The sequence below is a fragment of the Variovorax sp. 3319 genome (assembly GCF_031456585.1).
Taxonomy (GTDB): domain Bacteria; phylum Pseudomonadota; class Gammaproteobacteria; order Burkholderiales; family Burkholderiaceae_C; genus Variovorax; species Variovorax paradoxus_P.
This window is the reverse complement of sequence record NZ_JAVDUZ010000007.1, coordinates 82,128-98,658: the sequence shown is the minus strand read 5'-3', so window position 1 is coordinate 98,658 and position 16,531 is coordinate 82,128. Positions and strand designations below refer to the sequence as shown.

The 16,531-nt window shown below is 65.2% G+C and carries 5 protein-coding genes; 3 read left to right on the top strand and 2 right to left on the bottom strand.

Features of this window, described 5'->3' with window-relative positions; translation table 11 throughout:
- Positions 1–27: 27 nt before the first annotated feature.
- Positions 28–804 (bottom strand): FadR/GntR family transcriptional regulator, encoded by a 777-nt coding sequence (locus tag J2X67_RS15465; protein ID WP_309954170.1) that lies wholly within the window; start codon positions 802–804, stop codon positions 28–30.
- Positions 805–1,075: 271 nt separating this feature from the next.
- Between J2X67_RS15465 and J2X67_RS15460 the strand changes: the two genes are divergently transcribed.
- From J2X67_RS15460 to J2X67_RS15450, 3 genes are all read left to right on the top strand, one after another.
- Positions 1,076–11,125 (top strand): hemagglutinin repeat-containing protein, encoded by a 10,050-nt coding sequence (locus J2X67_RS15460; protein WP_309954169.1) that lies wholly within the window; start codon positions 1,076–1,078, stop codon positions 11,123–11,125.
- A 354-nt stretch (positions 11,126–11,479) separates the two neighbouring features.
- On the top strand, positions 11,480–13,195 hold the full coding sequence (locus J2X67_RS15455) for a ShlB/FhaC/HecB family hemolysin secretion/activation protein (protein WP_309954438.1): 1,716 nt from the start codon (positions 11,480–11,482) through the stop codon (positions 13,193–13,195).
- Entirely contained in the window at positions 13,104–13,820 is a 717-nt protein-coding gene (locus J2X67_RS15450) for a CC0125/CC1285 family lipoprotein (RefSeq protein WP_409050504.1), read from the top strand. The genes J2X67_RS15455 and J2X67_RS15450 overlap by 92 nt, the downstream gene beginning before the upstream one ends.
- A 40-nt stretch (positions 13,821–13,860) precedes the next feature.
- On the opposite strand, the gene mdeB is transcribed toward J2X67_RS15450, so the two are convergent.
- Positions 13,861–16,524, bottom strand: a complete 2,664-nt coding sequence (gene mdeB, locus J2X67_RS15445) for an alpha-ketoglutarate dehydrogenase (RefSeq protein ID WP_309954167.1) — start codon at positions 16,522–16,524, stop codon at positions 13,861–13,863.
- Positions 16,525–16,531: the final 7 nt, after the last annotated feature.

Below are 16,531 nucleotides of genomic sequence, written 5' to 3'. Positions count from 1 at the left end.
GCAAACTACACCTCGTTTCCTTTTCTTCTATTGGCCCGCAGGCCAGCCCTCGACCAGCGGCCGGGCGAGTTGCGCGCCCTCCTGTTGCCAAAAGGCAGGGTCGGCCTGCTCGATGCGGCGAATGGCGTTGTCCATGTGGGACTTGGCGGCTTCGCGGGCGCGCAGCGGGTCGCCGGCCTCGATGGCCTCGACGATTTGCGCATGCTCCTGCGCCACCTCGCGTGCAAAGTCGGCCCGGCGTGCCTCGTTGGCGCGCGTGACGCGCGTGGCGCCATGCAGAAACTGCCGCAGGTACTGCAGCGTGCCGATCAAAAAAGGGTTGCGCGCCGCCTCGGCAATGGCGCGGTGAAAACGCACGTCTTCGTCGGCGCCGTTGCGGCCGGCTGCCACCGCGGCATGCAGCGCTTCGATGGCTTCGCGGATGCGCTCTACGTCTTCAGGCGTGCGGCGCTCGGCTGCGAGCGCGGCCACTTCGGCTTCGAGGGCGCGGCGCAATTCGACCATCTGGATGACCGCTTCGCGCGAGGCTACGTGCGGCATCTCGAAGCGCAGCGGTTCCACGCCGGCCGCGCGCACATACACGCCGCTGCCCTGGCGCGAATCGAGCAGCCCCAGCGACTTGAGCCGAGAGACCGCTTCGCGCACCACCGTGCGGCTCACGCCGAACTGCTCGGCCAGTGCGGACTCGGTCGGAAGCCTGTCGCCTTCCGACAAACGCCCGCTGCGCACCTCGGCCGCCAGCGCATCGGCCACCTGGTCGGCGAGGCGAACTGTGGGGGCGACGGATTGGAATCGTGCGGTCATGAACGCGTGTGGCGGTGGCTGCGAACTCTAACGCAGGGCCTCGCGCCGGACCTCTAGAACTTACGGGTTACACATCATTGACGAGCGTTGTTCCGATGCTCTTCGCAGGTGTGAAAAATCTGACAATTTCTCCGCCTATCTCTTAGTTTCCATAAATTTTGACAGTCGTTAACTCTTTGTAACGAGAAAATCGCACGCGTCGGCATCGGTGCCGGCGGGTAGCACGCCCTCCTGAGCGGCGTGCATTGCTGTCACGCAGAGAGATCAGGGAATGAATAAAAATTTGCACCGCATTGTGTTCAATGCGAAGCGCGGGCTGCGCATGGTCGTTCAAGAAACGGCCAAGAGCACGGGCAAAGGCTCTTCCAAGGCGACCACGACCGGTGCGAGCGGCGCAATTGCCGCAGGTGCGGCAGCCCTGGCGCCGATGATCGTGGGGGCAGCGCTTTCGGGCATGCTGTCGGCGTCACCAGCGCAAGCCCAGATCGTCGGCGCACCCAACGTTCCCGCCAACCTGCGCCCCACCGTGATGGTCGCGCCCAACGGCGTGCCGCTCATCAACATCCAGACCCCCAGCGCCGCCGGCGTCTCGCGCAACGTGTACCAGCAGTTCAACGTGGCGCCCAACGGCGCCATCCTGAACAACAGCCGCACCAACGTGCAGAGCCAGCTTGGCGGGTTCGTGCAAGGCAATCCGTATCTCGCCACCGGCGCCGCGCGCATCATCCTCAACGAAGTGAACGGCGGTAGCCCGAGCCAGCTGCACGGCTACGTCGAAGTGGCGGGGCAGCGTGCCGAAGTGATCATTGCCAACCCGGCCGGCATCAGCGTGAACGGCGGCGGCTTCATCAACGCGTCGCACGCCACGCTGACCACGGGCACGCCGCAGTTCAATGCCATCGGCGGCCTCGACAGCTTTCTGGTGCGCGGCGGCACCATCACCATCGACGGGGCTGGCCTGGACGCCAGCAAGACGGACTACGCCGCGATCCTCGCGCGTGCGGTCGAGGCCAACGCCGGTATCTGGGCGAGCGAGCTGAAGGTGGTGACGGGCGCGAACACGGTCAGTGCCGACCACAGCCAGGTCACCCCCACCAGCGGCACCGGCACGGCGCCCACCTTTGCGCTGGACGTGGCCGCGCTCGGCGGCATGTACGCCGGCAAGATCACGCTCATCGGCACCGAGGCCGGGCTGGGCGTGCGCAACGCCGGCACGATCCAGGCTGCACCGGGCGCCACTGCGCTGATGGGTGCGGGCCAGCTGGTGGTGACCAGCGCCGGGCGCCTGGAGAACATCGGAACCCTCCAGGCCACCGCCGATGCGAACCTGGCGGCAACGGGCCTTGCCAACAGCGGCCGCGTGGTCAGCGGCGGCAACCTCAAGATCACGACGCAGGGCGAGCTGGCGAATGCGCTGAACGGCACGGGCGGCACGCTTGAAGGCGCGCGGCTGGAGTTGGCCAGCACGGCGGGCGACATCGACAACCGCGGCGGCACCATCCGCCAGACCAGCAGCGCCGACTTGGCGCTGAGCGCGCCCGCCTTGAGCAACACGAGCGGCGGCGTCATCGGTGCGGAGCCCGTGGCGGCTGCGCCGTCCACGCCCGACACCGGAACCGGCGGCACGGGAACAGGAACTGGTACAGGCGGCACCGCGAGCCCGACCACGCCGCCCGCAGGCACCGGCACGGAGACCGGCTCCGGCGGCACCATCGCGCCCGCACCGTACGTGCCGCCGTCGCCGGGTGCGATCACCGCCGCCGGCACGATCCGCAACGACGGCGGCAAGATCTACGCTGGCGGGCCCATCAGCCTGCAAAGCGCCAACATCAATAACAACGGCGGCACGCTGAACGTCGCCAGCATGGCCGTGAGCCAGCCGGCGTTCGACAACCACGGCGGCACGCTGAATGTCAGCAACAGCTTCAGCGCGAATGTTCAGCGCTTTGACAACACCGGCGGTACGCTGAATGCGGGCAGCCTGAACATCACCACGACCGGCGACCTGGTCAATGTCGACGGCAAGCTGACCAGTGCGGCCGATGCCACGCTGACGGTGGGCGGCCAGGCCGACAACACGCGCGGGACGATTTCGAGCGCGGGTGCGCTCACAGCCAACGTGGCGGGTGCGGTGAACAACACCGGCGGCACGCTGGTCGCGAACCAGGGTGTCGCGCTCGGCGCCGGCAGCCTGGACAACACGCAAGGCAGCATCCAGTCGGCGCAGGCTGGGGTGCAGGTGGCGGTGGCGAACCAACTGAACAACGGCAGCGGCGGCACGATCGGTGCGGCCACCGACCTGAAGGTGCAGGCGGGTTCGCTCGTCAATGCCAATGGCGCCAGCCTGCGCGGTGCGAACGATGTGAGTGTCGCGGTCGGCGGTGCGCTCGCCAACGACGGCAGCATCACGGCCGGACGGCACACGACCGTCGCCGCCGGCAGCCTGCAAAGCGGCACCACTGGCGTGCTGGGCGCGGGCATCCAGAGCGACGGCAAGCTTGGCGCGGCGGGCGACCTGGTCGTCACCACGACCGGCGCTCTGGTCGCCAATGGCACCAACCTGGCGGCCGGCAATGCCACGCTGCAGGGCGCGAGTGTCGATCTGTCGGCCAGCGAGACCAGCGCGGCCAACATCGCGGTCACGGCCACGCAAGGCAATGTGGTCACCAGTAGCCAAGCCAAGATCGTGACACCAGGCACCTTGCGCATCACCGCCAGCGCGCAGCCCGGCCAGACGCTGGTCAACGATGCGGGCGCACTCAATGCCGGCCAGTTGGACCTGAACGTCTCGAATATTGCCAACACGAACGGCGGCGAGATCGTGCAGACCGGCACGGGGGCGACCGGCATTGCCGTCTCGGGCACCTTGAACAACGACGGCGGACGCATCGCCAGCAATGGACAGGACCTGAGCCTCAGTGGTGCCAGCATCACCAATACCGGCGGCAAGATCGAGCATGCCGGCACCGGCACGCTGAGCATTGCGGGCGGCAGCTACAGCGGCACCGATGGCCAGATCACAGCCAACGGCGCACTGACGGTCGCCATGTCGAGCGCCTTCAACCAAGACGGCGCCAAGGCCGCGACCAGCGCCAAGCAGATCACGATTGATGCCGGCTCGCTCGGCAACCGCACCGGCGCCCAAATCGTGCAGACCGGCACCGAGGCCACGCGCATCACGGCGGTGGGCGCGGTGGACAACAGCGGCGGCACCATGGCCAGCAACGGCAACACAAACATCGCAGCCGGCAGCTTGACGAACCAGGCCGGCACCATCCGTGCGGCCGGGACTTCCGACCTCGCCCTGACCGTGGGCGGCCCGCTCGACAACAGCAACAAGGGCGCAATCAGTGCGGGTGGCAACACCACCGTGGTGACTGGCAGCCTGAACAATGACAAGCTCGGCAGGATCACTGCTGTAGGGAACTTGAACGTCAAGGTGGACGCTGCCGCGACCAACGTCGGCGGCACGTTGGCGGCCAACGGCAACACCACGCTGGAAGCCGGCACGCTGGACAACAGCGGCGGCGGAGTAGTTGCCGCAGTGAATGGCAATCTGAGCGTTGAGACCCAAGGCGCAACGACGAACAACGGCGGCACCTTGCAGGCCGGCGCCGCGACCACGCTGGTCAACAGCGGGCTGAGCAATGTCGGCGGCAAGGTCTTCGGCGACAGCCTGTCGGTCGACACGCAAGGCAATGCACTGGACAACAGCAAGAAGGGCACGCTGGCGGCGACCACCACCGTGGGTGTGAACTCGGGTGCGCTGAACAACGATACGGGCCTGATCCAGTCCGGTGGCGCGATGACCATTCACACGAATGGCAACGTGCTCAGCAACACCAATGCAGCAGGCTATACCTCGGGCCAAGGCGGCATTGCCAGCGGCGACACGCTGACCCTGACGGCAGGGAAGGTCACCAACACGGCCGGTTTCATCGGCGCGAAGAACGCACTGGTCGCCAATACGCAGGCCTTTTCCAACACGGGCGAAGGCCAGGTGCTCGGGCAGTCCACGGTCACGCTCGACACCCACGGTGCCGAATACGACAACACCGGTGGCGAGACGCTGGCGGTGGGCAATCTCAACATCTACGCGGGAACACTGACCAATACCAAGGGCCTGATTCGCTCTGCGGCCACAACGACGCTCAATGCCGCGAGCATCGTCAACAGCGACACCCGAGGGACGGAACAGGGCATCGAAGGCCAGAACGTCGACATCGCCGCGCAGTCCATCCTCAACAGATCCGGCGCGATCCGCGCCGACCAGAACACCACGCTGAGCAGCAGCGGGACCATCGACAACAGCGCCGGCCTGGTGTCCGCCGGAAAGGTGCTCACCGTCAAGGACCCCCGCGCGGCCAAGACCCTGTCGGTGCTCAACACCGGCGGCACCCTGGTCGGCGGCGAGAACGTCGTCCTCGATGCAGGCTCGGTCAGTTGGGACGGCAAGCTGCTGTCGCTCCAGGACATGACGCTGACGGTCACCCGCGACATCGCCTTTGCCGCAGGCAGCGAGACCGTCGCGAACCGCAACCTGACGATTTCGACGACGGGCGACATCACCAACAGCGGCAAGCTGGCCGCCGGCAACGATCTGACCCTCTCCGCGAGGGACATCGACAACAAAGCCACCGGCGACATCCAGGGCAAGACCACCACGCTGAATGCCAGCGGCACGCTGACCAATCGCGGCGTGATCGACGGCGGCACCACCCGCATCAACGCCGGCACGCTGGACAACCTGGGCACCGGCCGCATCTATGGCGACTGGGTCGCCATCGGTGCCGGCACGCTCAACAACAGCGCCGAGACGGTCAGCGGCGTGTCCTCGGCCGGCACCATCGCGGCGCGCAGTCGCCTGGACATCGGCGCCGGCACCATCAACAACAGCAATGGCGCCTTGATCCTCAGCGCCGGAAACCTCTACATCGGCGGCAAGCTGGTGGACGGCAAGGCCGACGATGCGGACAGCGGCGCGGCCAACGCATTGAACAACCATGCCGCGACCATCGAGGCGGTTAAGGACATGGGCATCAAGGCGAATGTCCTGAACAACACCAACGGCGGCGTGACTTGGACGACGCAGACCACCTCCGACGGCAAGCAGCACACGGAATACGCGCTGCCCGGCAGCGCAACGCGCTATGACGCCAGCCAACTGGTCTTTGTGAGCGTGGGCGGGCCCAACTTCGACTTCGCGCACATGAACGGGGTTCTGTGGCCCAGCTTCGTCAGCTACGTGGCAGGCCCTGTCGCCGGCCCGTTTGCCGGCATCCTGGTGCCGTCCGCCAACTATCCGCTGTCCCGCTACAGGGCTTATTACACGAACGCGCCGCGCAACAGCAGCGACCTGCATGGCACCCGGCAGGTGAACATCGATCAAACCGAGTCCTATACGGAGCCGGGTGCCTGGTACTCCCGCTCCGATCCGATCTGGGCCACCTTCGGTGTGACGCCGCCGGGCACGGACACACCGACTGACTCAACTCAAGCCCAGGCTTACCTGGATGCCCACGAGCGCCTCGACGCCGCGACCGAAGCCTTCATTCGCGACATCTACGAGAACTACGCGCGCTCCTATTACGCCTGGGTCTACACCGAATCGACCACCACCCCGGTGCTGCAGACCTCGTCGCCCGGCCGGATCATCGCGGCCGGCAAGATGGACATTGCCGTGGGCAGCGGCACCAACGACATGAGCCAGATCCTCGCCGGTGGTGCGCTCAACGTCACCGGCGGAACCATCACCAACAAGAACGTGGAGGTCTCTGGCGCGCAGACCCGCACGGGCTGGCAGCACTTCCAGGCGGGGGTTGGAGATCCTACGCAGGTCACCCCCTACAACACCAGCGATCCCATCACCGTGACCCTGGCTGCGGCACGGCAAGAGGGCAATGTGACGGTGGTGGGCAGCGGCGGATCCACCGGCACGCTCGCGCTTGGCCACACCAACCAGGGCGTGGCCAGCGCCAGCGGCGTCAACGGCAGCAATCCCGCGGGCGTGGGCGGTGGCACCGGCACGCCGGTGAACGCGCCGGGCGCAGGTTCGGGCGGCGCGGCAGGCCCCGTCGTCCACCCGATCATCGAGGTGAACCTGGCCTCCAGCTCCGGGACCACACAGGTCGTGCGCACCACCTTGCCGGGCCTGACCGTGCCCACCGCCAGCCTGTTCCGCACGCATGCGGAAGCCTCGAGCCGCTACCTGATCGAAACCGATCCGCGTTTTGCGAACCAGCGCAACTGGCTCAGCAGCGACTACCTGCTGAACCACCTGGGCCAAGACCCCAACAACACCCTCAAGCGCCTGGGTGACGGCTTCTACGAGCAGCGCCTGATCCGCGAGCAGGTGGCGCAACTGACGGGCTACCGCTACCTGGACGGCTACGACAGCGACGAAGCGCAGTACACCGCGCTGATGGATGCAGGGCTTACCTTTGCGCGCCAGTACGGGCTGCGGCCCGGCATCGCGCTCAGTGACGCCCAGATGGCCCAGCTGACCAGCGACATCGTCTGGCTGGTGGAGCAGACCGTCACGCTGCCGGACGGCAGCACCCAGCGCGTGCTGGTGCCCCAGGTCTACGTGCGCGTCAAGAACGGCGACATCGACGGCTCGGGCGCCTTGCTGGCCGGCAAGGAGGTCAACATCAAGCTCGATGGCGACCTCGTCAACAGCGGCACCGTTGCCGGGCGCAAGACCGTCAGCATCACCGCGGAGAACATCCAGAACCTGAACGGCCGCATCTCCGGCGGCAGCCTCGATCTCAAGGCCCGGACCGACCTGAACAACATCGGCGGCACGATCGACGCGGCCAGCCAGCTCAAGATCGAAGCGGGCCGCGACATCAACGTGCGCACCACGACCAGCACCAGCGCGCTGGCGCTGGACTTCGCACCCGGGGCCGCGAGCCTGCGCGGTGCCACCATCGTCGACCGGGTGGCCGGCCTCTACGTGAGCGACTCCAAGGGCGTGCTGGTGGCTTCGGCCGGGCGCGACGTCAACCTGATCGGCGCGCTCGTCGCCAACAGCGGCAAGGAAGGCACGACCGAAATCGGCGCCGGGCGCGACATCAACCTGGGCACCGTCACCACCGCAAGGCACGACGCCACGGTCCGGGACGCCGGCAACTATCGCGCTGAGTCCAGCACGCAGGAAGTCGGCTCCCGCATCGAGACCAGCGGAGACATCACCCTGCGTGCTGGGCGGGATGTCAACGTGCGCGCGGCCACCATCAACAGCGCCGAGGGCGCGGTGGAGGTGAACGCCAAGCGCGATATCACCATCGATGCCGGCCAGTCGACCTCGGTGCTCAACGCCGGGCGCCGCACCGAGGAGAGCGGCTTCTGGGGCAGCGACAGCAGCATGGAGCGTGGCACCTACGGTTCGACCGGCGTCATCGGCAGCAGCCTGGGCGGCAAAACCGTGATGCTGGACGCCGGCAACGACATCCGCATTCGCGGCTCGAATGTGGTGAGCGACAAGGGAACCGAACTCCAGGCCGGCAACAACATCACCATCGAGGCGGCGACGCAGACGCGCGACAGCCAGTACGTCCGTGAGGAATCGAACAGCGGCATGTTCGATGCGAACTCGGGCTGGACCTGGGGCCACCAGGACATGCGCGTCGCCAACAACCGCAACGAGAGCACGGCCGTAGGCAGCACCGTCGGAGCCATCGCAGGCAATGTGACGATCACCGCCGGCAACCGCTACGGCCAGGTGGGCAGCGACGTGATTGCGCCGGGTGGCGACGTCGACATCCAAGCGCGCGACGTGCAGATCGTCGAGGCGCGCGAGACGAGCCGCAGCGAGAGCACGCAGAGCTTCTCCCAAGGCGGCATCACGCTGGGCATCAAGGCACCATTGATCGATATGCTGCGGAACCTGGAGGAGACCACTCAGGCGATGGGTGACACCAAGGACGACCGCATGCAGGCGCTGGGCGCGGCGAGCATGGCGCTCAGCGGCTATTCCGCATACCAGGACATCGCACAACAGGCGGTGACCCAAAGCAAGGGCGGCACCGGGGTGGTCAGCATGGGGGCGACCCTTACCCTCGGTAGCAGTTCGAGCGAGTCCACGCGCACTGAGAGCAGCGACAGCTCGGCCAGTTCGCGGGTGCAAGCGGGCGGCAATGTGACCATTACCGCCACTGGCGGCGGGCGTGACTCCAACATCCTCATACGCGGCAGCGAAATCGATGCGGGCAAGAACGTCAACCTCTCGGCGGAAAACAACATCACGCTCGAGGCGGCTGCGAACACCCGCGAGCAGAGCTCCACCAGCCACAGCAGCAATGCCAGCATCGGTGTGGGCTTCACCTTCGGGCAAAGCAACGGTCTGACGATCGAGATGGCCGCTGGGAGCCAGAGCGGACGCGACAACGGCACCGATGGCGCATGGACGAACACCACAGTCAGTGCGGGCCAACAGGTCAACATCTCCAGCGGCGGCGACACCACCGTCCGGGGCGCCACGGTTTCCGGAAGCCGCATTAATGCCGACGTGGGAGGCAACCTACACATCCAGACCCTGCAGGACACCAGCACGTACCACAGCCAGAACAGTGGGGGCGGCTTCAACGCCACCATCTGCGCTTGGTATTGCACCGGCGACAGCAGCGTGAGCGTCTATGCCCACAACATGCAAGGGGACGGCGATTTTGCGAGTGCGACGCAGCAAAGTGGCTTCCTGGCGGGGAACGGCGGCTTCGGCGTCAATGTGGCGGGCAACACCAATCTCGTGGGCGGTGTGATCAGCAGCACCGATGCCGCCGTAATTGCAGGCAGGAACAGCTTCACGACAGGCAGTCTGACGATGACCGATCTGGTCAACCACGACACGTTCCAAGGCAGCGGGTACAGCGTCAGCTTCAGCACCAGCACCTCGGGATCGAGTTCGGGCAGCGCCGGCATCGGCAGCAATGATGTCAATCAGTCGAGCCTCACGCAAAGCGGAATCTCGGGCATTGCAGGCAACGCGGCGGTGCGCACCGGAGTCGACGGCACCAACGCGCTGCAAAGGACCGATCGCGAGCGCGCCATGAGAGATGTTCAAGGGCAAGTCCTGATCACAGCGCAATTCGGATCACAGGCGTCAAGTGCATGGGGTCAGTATGCGAACGAACGCTTGCGGAATGCCACAACCGATGAGGAGCGGGCATGCTGGGGGAGCAACGGCACATGCCGCGCGTCCGGGCACATGGTGATTGGCGGGCTGACAGGTGGTGCCGGGGGCGCCATTGGCGCGGTTGCGAGTACGCAGATCGCCTCTTACGTTGACCAGACCGTCAGCGCGTTGGGGCTCACTGGCGCTGCACATGATTCAGTGGTGGCGGGGCTGACCATGGCCATCGGTGGTGCACTAGGTGGTACATCAGGAGCCGCTGGGGCATTGAACGAGGTCACGAACAACTATCTGACGAGCACTCAATGGGAAGCGCTCGCGGAAGACATCAAGCGATGCCAAGCGCGGAAGTGTACGCAGGAGGAACAACAGGTCATACGAAACAGCTATCAGGATCTCAGCAATCAACAGAACGTGGCGTTGGCCAACTGTGCGAAAACTGGGAACTGCGTCACCCTGCGGGACGATGTGATTAATGGAACGCAGGCGATGATCGATCTGGCGGACGCAGGGAAACTGCCAATTGGCGCCGCAACTGGCAATGATCTGGGACAGTACGCGGGGCAGCGGCTGGCGAACGATCCCGCATATCGGGAAACCGTGAGGCACTCGATCGACGTGCTGAACAATTGCAAGGCCAATCCTCAGCAATGCACGCAGCAGGCGATCACCGCTGCCGCGTTGATTGTGGCTCCCCTGCTAGGACCGGCTGGAGTTAAGTTGACCTGGGAAGGAATTGCCGTAGGCGGGACAATCGGAGCAGCGGCGAACGTGGGTGGACAGTTGTACACAAACGGAGCGGTTAATCCGAGGGATGTCGGTGTGGCGTTCTATACAGGGGCGTTGACTTATGGGGCAGGGTTTATGTCTTCGATGTTCATCAACACGGGAGGCGCACTCGTCGGGTCTGGATTAAACACGGTCTATATGAATCAAGCGCCGTCCGCTTCTGGAGGCAGCATTTTGGGGGCAGCGGCGGGAACAATGCTTGGCTATCCAATCGGCGCGATCACGCAGAACGGATTGAATGGTTATTTCAATCCCTGGTACAGGCCATTGTGGCAAGACATGGGTTACACAATACAGAGTTGGCTGCAGCCTAGCCTCCTGCCCGGGGTTGGGGGTGCTAGCTTTGGCAGCTTCGGTCAGGAGGTGGGCAATGCCTACGTCAATAGCCCAAATGCCCCGTGAAGTACAAGAAACCCAACTGGAGATGGCAGATGACTCTAAGAAGAAACGTAGGCTTGAGAATGCTCGTAGTTCTGTTCTTGACGTTCCTCTTCATGTTTGGCTTCGGTTTTTCCTTACTTGCCTTGCTTATCGGACCCTTGATTCGTTGGCAAGTCCATGGGGTACTTTATTTCCCGGTTACTCCATCTGAGCTTTACCGTCTGCTCCTTGTCGTCCTCGGCGTTACTGTTGTTGCTACGGTCGTCATGTGGTCGGCCGGAAAGTACAAAGGGCGTTGGTGAATTGCTCAGACACTGCGCGTGACGGTGTAGATAAAAACAGCAGGGAGGGAAATTGAGAACGAATTCGTGTGCCGTGCTGGCCGGCGTGCTGTTGGGCGGCCCACTGTTGGCTCAAGCCCAGGTCCCCACCACCCCTCAACCCTTCATCGAACAACAACGCCAGCAGGAACGCGAGCGCGCCCTGCGCGAGCAGAACGAGCGCACCGTCGACCAGCGGCTGCAGGCCGCGCCGCCTGCACCGGTGGCACGCATTCCCGAGACCGAAGCCCCGTGCTTTCGCATCGACCGCGTGCTGCTGGTCGGCGAGCAGGCCGAGGCCTTCCAGTGGGCTGTCTCTGATCTCTCAGGCCCTGATGGCAACGATTCCCCCCTCGGCCGCTGCCTGGGCACCGCAGGCGTGAACGTGGTGCTCGCGCGCGCCCAGCAGGCGGCGATTGCGCGCGGCTTCGTCACCACCCGGGTGCTGGCCGCGCCGCAGGACTTGTCTACCGGCACCTTGACCCTCTCGCTGGTGCCCGGGCGCATCGCGGCCATCCGCCTGACGCCTGATTCTTCGCCCACGCTGCTGGGCAGCGGTGCCTTGCTGGGCTCCGCCATTCCGGCCCGGCCGGGTGATCTCCTGAACCTGCGCGACATCGAGCAGGGGCTGGAGAACCTCAAGCGCGCCCCCACGGCCGAGGCCGACATCCAGATCGAGCCCTCGACCGCGCCCAATGCGAGGCCGGGCGACAGCGACCTGGTGGTCAAGTACGTGCAGGCCAGGAAGTGGCGCGTGGCCCTGAGCCTGGACGACAGCGGCACCAAGGCCACGGGCCGCTATCAGGCCGGTGCCACGGTGTCGGTGGACAACCCGTTCGGACTGAACGACCTGTTCTACCTGAGCGCCAACCACAGCATCAACAGCCACTTTCTCTCGGAGCCGAGCTACGGCACGGAGGGCCAGACGGTGCATTACTCGCTGCCCTACGGCTACTGGATGCTGGGGTTCACGGCCTCGAACAGCCAGTACCACCAGAGCGTGGCGGGGCTGAACCAGGACTATGTGTATGCGGGCAAGACCAACAACGCCGAGATCAAGCTCTCGCGCTTGCTGTACCGCGACCAGAGCCGCAAGACGACGCTGGCGCTCAAAGGCTTCCGTCGCGAGTCGCGCAACTTTGTGGACGACACCGAGGTCGATGTGCAACACCGCGTGGTGGGCGGCTGGGAGCTGGCCCTGAACCACAAGGAGTTCATCGGCGAGGCCACGCTGGAGGGCACGTTGGCGGTCAAGCATGGCACGGGCGGCTTCGGTTCCATTGCGGCGCCGGAAGAAGAGTTCGGCGAAGGCACTTCGCGCATGAAGCTGTACACGGCCGAGGTGAGCCTGAATGCGCCGTTCAAGCTGGGCGAGCAGAAGCTGCGCTATTCGGGCCTGATCCGCGCGCAGTGGAACCGCACGCCGCTGACGCCGCAGGACCGGTTCTCGATTGGCGGGCGCTACACGGTGCGCGGCTTCGACGGCGAGACGAGCCTGATGGGCGAGCGGGGCTGGCTGATCCGCAACGATGTTGGATGGGCCATGGGCCAGAGCGGGGCGGAGCTGTATGTCGGCGCCGACTACGGGCATGTCGGCGGGCGCTCGACGGTGGACCTGCTGGGCCGCAGCTTGGCGGGTGCGGTCATTGGCGTGCGAGGGCAGTGGAGCAAGTTGAGCTATGACTTCTTCATGGGCGCGCCGATCAGCAAGCCGGAGGGGTATCGCACGGCCAGGACCACCTTTGGGTTCAATCTCAACGCGAGCTTTTGATATGTCGATGATTTGTTCAGCCAGATCTTTGTTCGTTGCAGTTGCTGCTGGAGGCGTCCTGCTTTCTGGCTGTACCAGCCTGCCCGCGACGCCGTACCGAGCGGCATCTGCGGGGGATGGCACCTACGGATACAGCACCATGCATATCGAGGGAGACGTTTACCGGATCGACTTCTATGGTTCACCGGCGACCGCTTCGCGGACGGCCAAGGCGTTCGCCTTCTATCGCGCGGCAGAGCTTGCGGGCGAACTCGGTGTGCCCGCTTTCAGGATCGTCCAAGGAGAAGTGGATCGCTCCATCCTGGACGGTAGTGATGTTTTCTCGTGGTCAGATTCGTTTCCCACGAAGCCCCTCGGCAGGCTCGCGGTAAGCCGTGAGACCCCTATCAATGCGGCAACGTTGCAAAAGGTCGCTGGAACAAGATACATCCCGATTCCGATCTACATCACCCCGCCAGGCCAAGCACAGAGGGACGCAGACGAGAAGCGGGTATCCAAGCTCACCATCCTGCGCATACAGATGCTTCAAGAACTTCCGGCATCGCTGGACGACAAGACATTTATGACCCGGGAAGTGCTCAGCAAGCTGGGGGCGCGCATTGTGCGGGCGGCCGGTTCCACATGACCTGCCGAGGATCGCGCCCCTGCGGCAGCCGTCGCTCCGCTCACCCCAACGCATACCGCGCCGCCCGCGCAATGCTCTCCGCATCCACTCCAAAGAACTCCCGCAGCGCCGCACGCGTATCGCTGCGGCCAAACCCATCCGTTCCCAGCGTTAGATAGCGGCGGCCTTCAGGCAAGAAGGCGCGCACGCTCTCGGGCACGGCGCGCACGTAGTCGGTGGCGGCGATGATCGGGCCTTTGCTCGCACCGAGCTGCCGCGCGACGAACGGCACGCCGGCCTCCTTCTCGCCCGCGATCGCGCGCTGCTCGCAAGCCAGGCCATCGCGCGCAAGCTCGCTCCAGCTCGTCACGCTGAACACCTCGGCCTCGATGCCTTCATCGGCCAGCAGCTGCGCCGCCTTGACGACTTCGGTGAAGATGGCGCCCGATCCCATGAGCGTGACGACTTTCTTCGTTTTCGCCTTGCCTGAAGCAGCCGGCGCATACACGCCGAAGCGATAGCACCCGCGCAGTATGTCCGCCTCCGCGCCCTCGGGCACATCGGGCTGCGCGTAGTTCTCGTTCATGAGCGTGACGTAGTAGAAAACGTCCTTCTGCTCGACCATCATTTCGCGAATGCCCGCGTCGACGATGACGGCCATCTCGCCGGCGTAGGCGGGGTCGTAGGCCTTGCAGTTGGGAATGGTCGCGGCCACCAGGTGGCTGCTGCCGTCCTGGTGCTGCAGGCCTTCGCCGCCGAGGGTGGTGCGGCCCGAGGTGGCGCCCAGCAAGAAACCGCGTGCGCGCTGGTCGGCGGCGGCCCAGATGGCGTCGCCCACGCGCTGAAATCCGAACATCGAGTAGTAGATGTAGAAAGGCAGCATGGCCAGGCCGTGCACGCTGTAGCTGGTGGCGGCTGCGGTCCAGCTGGCAATGGCGCCGGCTTCGCTGATGCCTTCTTCAAGAATCTGGCCGTCGGTGGCTTCGCGATAACTCAGCACGGAGCCAATGTCTTCGGGCGCATAGCGCTGGCCCACGCTCGAATAGATGCCGACCTGCTTGAACAGGTTGGCCATGCCGAAGGTGCGCGCCTCGTCGGCCACGATGGGCACGATGCGCGGGCCCAGGGCCTTGTCTTTCATGAGGTTGCCGAGCATGCGCACGAAGGCCATGGTGGTGCTCATTTCCTTGCCGGCCGCGGCTGTCGCAAATTGCGCGTAGCTTGCGATGTCGGGCTTGGGCACCACGTCGCATGCGGTCTCGCGGCGGGGCATGGCGCCGCCGAGCGCGGCGCGGTGGCTGCGCAGGTACTGCATCTCGGCGCTGTCTTCGGGCGGGCGGTAGAAGTCCATCGCAATGGCCTGCGCGTCGGTGAGCGGCAGGTTGAAGCGGTCGCGAAACTCGATGAGATCGACGTCGCCCATCTTCTTGTGCGAGTGCGTGGTCATCTTGCCCTGCGCGGCACTGCCCATGCCGTAGCCCTTCTTGGTGTGGGCGAGGATCACGGTCGGTTGGCCCTTGTGCGCGGCCGCAGCAGCATAGGCGGCATAGATCTTCACGAGGTCGTGGCCGCCGCGCTTCAGGCGGTCGATCTGCTCGTCGGTCATGCCTTCGGCCAGTCGCGCGAGTTCAGCGTTCTGGCCGAAGAAGTTGTCGCGGTTGAAGCGGCCGTCCTTGGCCGCAAAGGTCTGCATCTGGCCATCGACGGTGTTGGCGAACACGCGCGCGAGCGCGCCGCTCACGTCCTGCGCGAAGAGGCCGTCCCAGTCGCTGCCCCACACGAGCTTGATGACGTTCCAGCCCGCGCCTGCAAAGAGCTTTTCAAGCTCGTCGATGATGCGGCCGTTGCCGCGCACCGGCCCGTCCAGGCGCTGCAGGTTGCAGTTGACGACCCACACCAGGTTGTCGAGCTTCTCGCGCGCGGCAAGCGTCAATGCGCTCATCGATTCGGGCTCGTCCATCTCGCCATCGCCGAACACGCCCCACACTTTGCGGCCCTCGCAGTCGAGCAGGTTGCGGTGCGTGAGGTAGCGCATGAAGCGCGCGTGGTAAATCGAGCTGATGGGGCCGATGCCCATCGAGCCGGTCGGAAACTGCCAGAAATCCGGCATCAGGTAGGGATGCGGATAGCTGCTCAATCCGCGTGCGCCGCTGCCTTGTGTGAAGGCGGGTGCGGTCAGTTCCTGGCGATAGTGCTTCAGGTCTTCTTCGCTGAGGCGGCCTTCGAGGTACGCGCGTGCGTAAACGCCTGGAGCGCTGTGCGGCTGGAAGAACACCAGGTCGCCCCGATGCTTTTGATCGCGCGCATGAAAGAAGTGATTGAAGCCGGTTTCGAACAAATCGGCCGCGCTGGCATAGCTTGCAATGTGGCCGCCGAGCTCGCCATACGCCTGGTTGGCCTTTGCGACCATGGCGAGCGCGTTCCACCGCATGAGCGAAGCCAGGCGTTCCTCGACGGCCAGGTCACCCGGGAAGGGCGGCTGGTCTTCCACCGCAATGGTGTTGACGTAGGGCGTCGCGAGTTCGGGCTGCCATCCAATGCGTTGCTGCCGCGCAAGCCGGGCAAGCTCCACCAGCATCTGCCGCGCACGCTGCGGACCATGCGTTTGCGCCAGAGCCAGGAAGGCGTCGCGCCATTCGGCGGTCTCCGCAGGGTCGGGGTCGTGCGAGAGCGGCGAGTCGAGCAGCAGGGCACGCATCTGGTCGGATGAAATCGGGGCGTTCATACCGGCA

What these genes read in the sequence shown, in the direction of transcription:
- J2X67_RS15465 (WP_309954170.1), bottom strand. Translation starts at nt 804, where the DNA reads ATGACCGCACGATTCCAATCCGTCGCCCCCACAGTTCGCCTCGCCGAC.
- J2X67_RS15460 (WP_309954169.1), top strand. Translation starts at nt 1,076, where the DNA reads ATGAATAAAAATTTGCACCGCATTGTGTTCAATGCGAAGCGCGGGCTG.
- J2X67_RS15450 (WP_409050504.1), top strand. Translation starts at nt 13,104, where the DNA reads ATGACTTCTTCATGGGCGCGCCGATCAGCAAGCCGGAGGGGTATCGCA.
- mdeB (WP_309954167.1), bottom strand. Translation starts at nt 16,524, where the DNA reads ATGAACGCCCCGATTTCATCCGACCAGATGCGTGCCCTGCTGCTCGAC.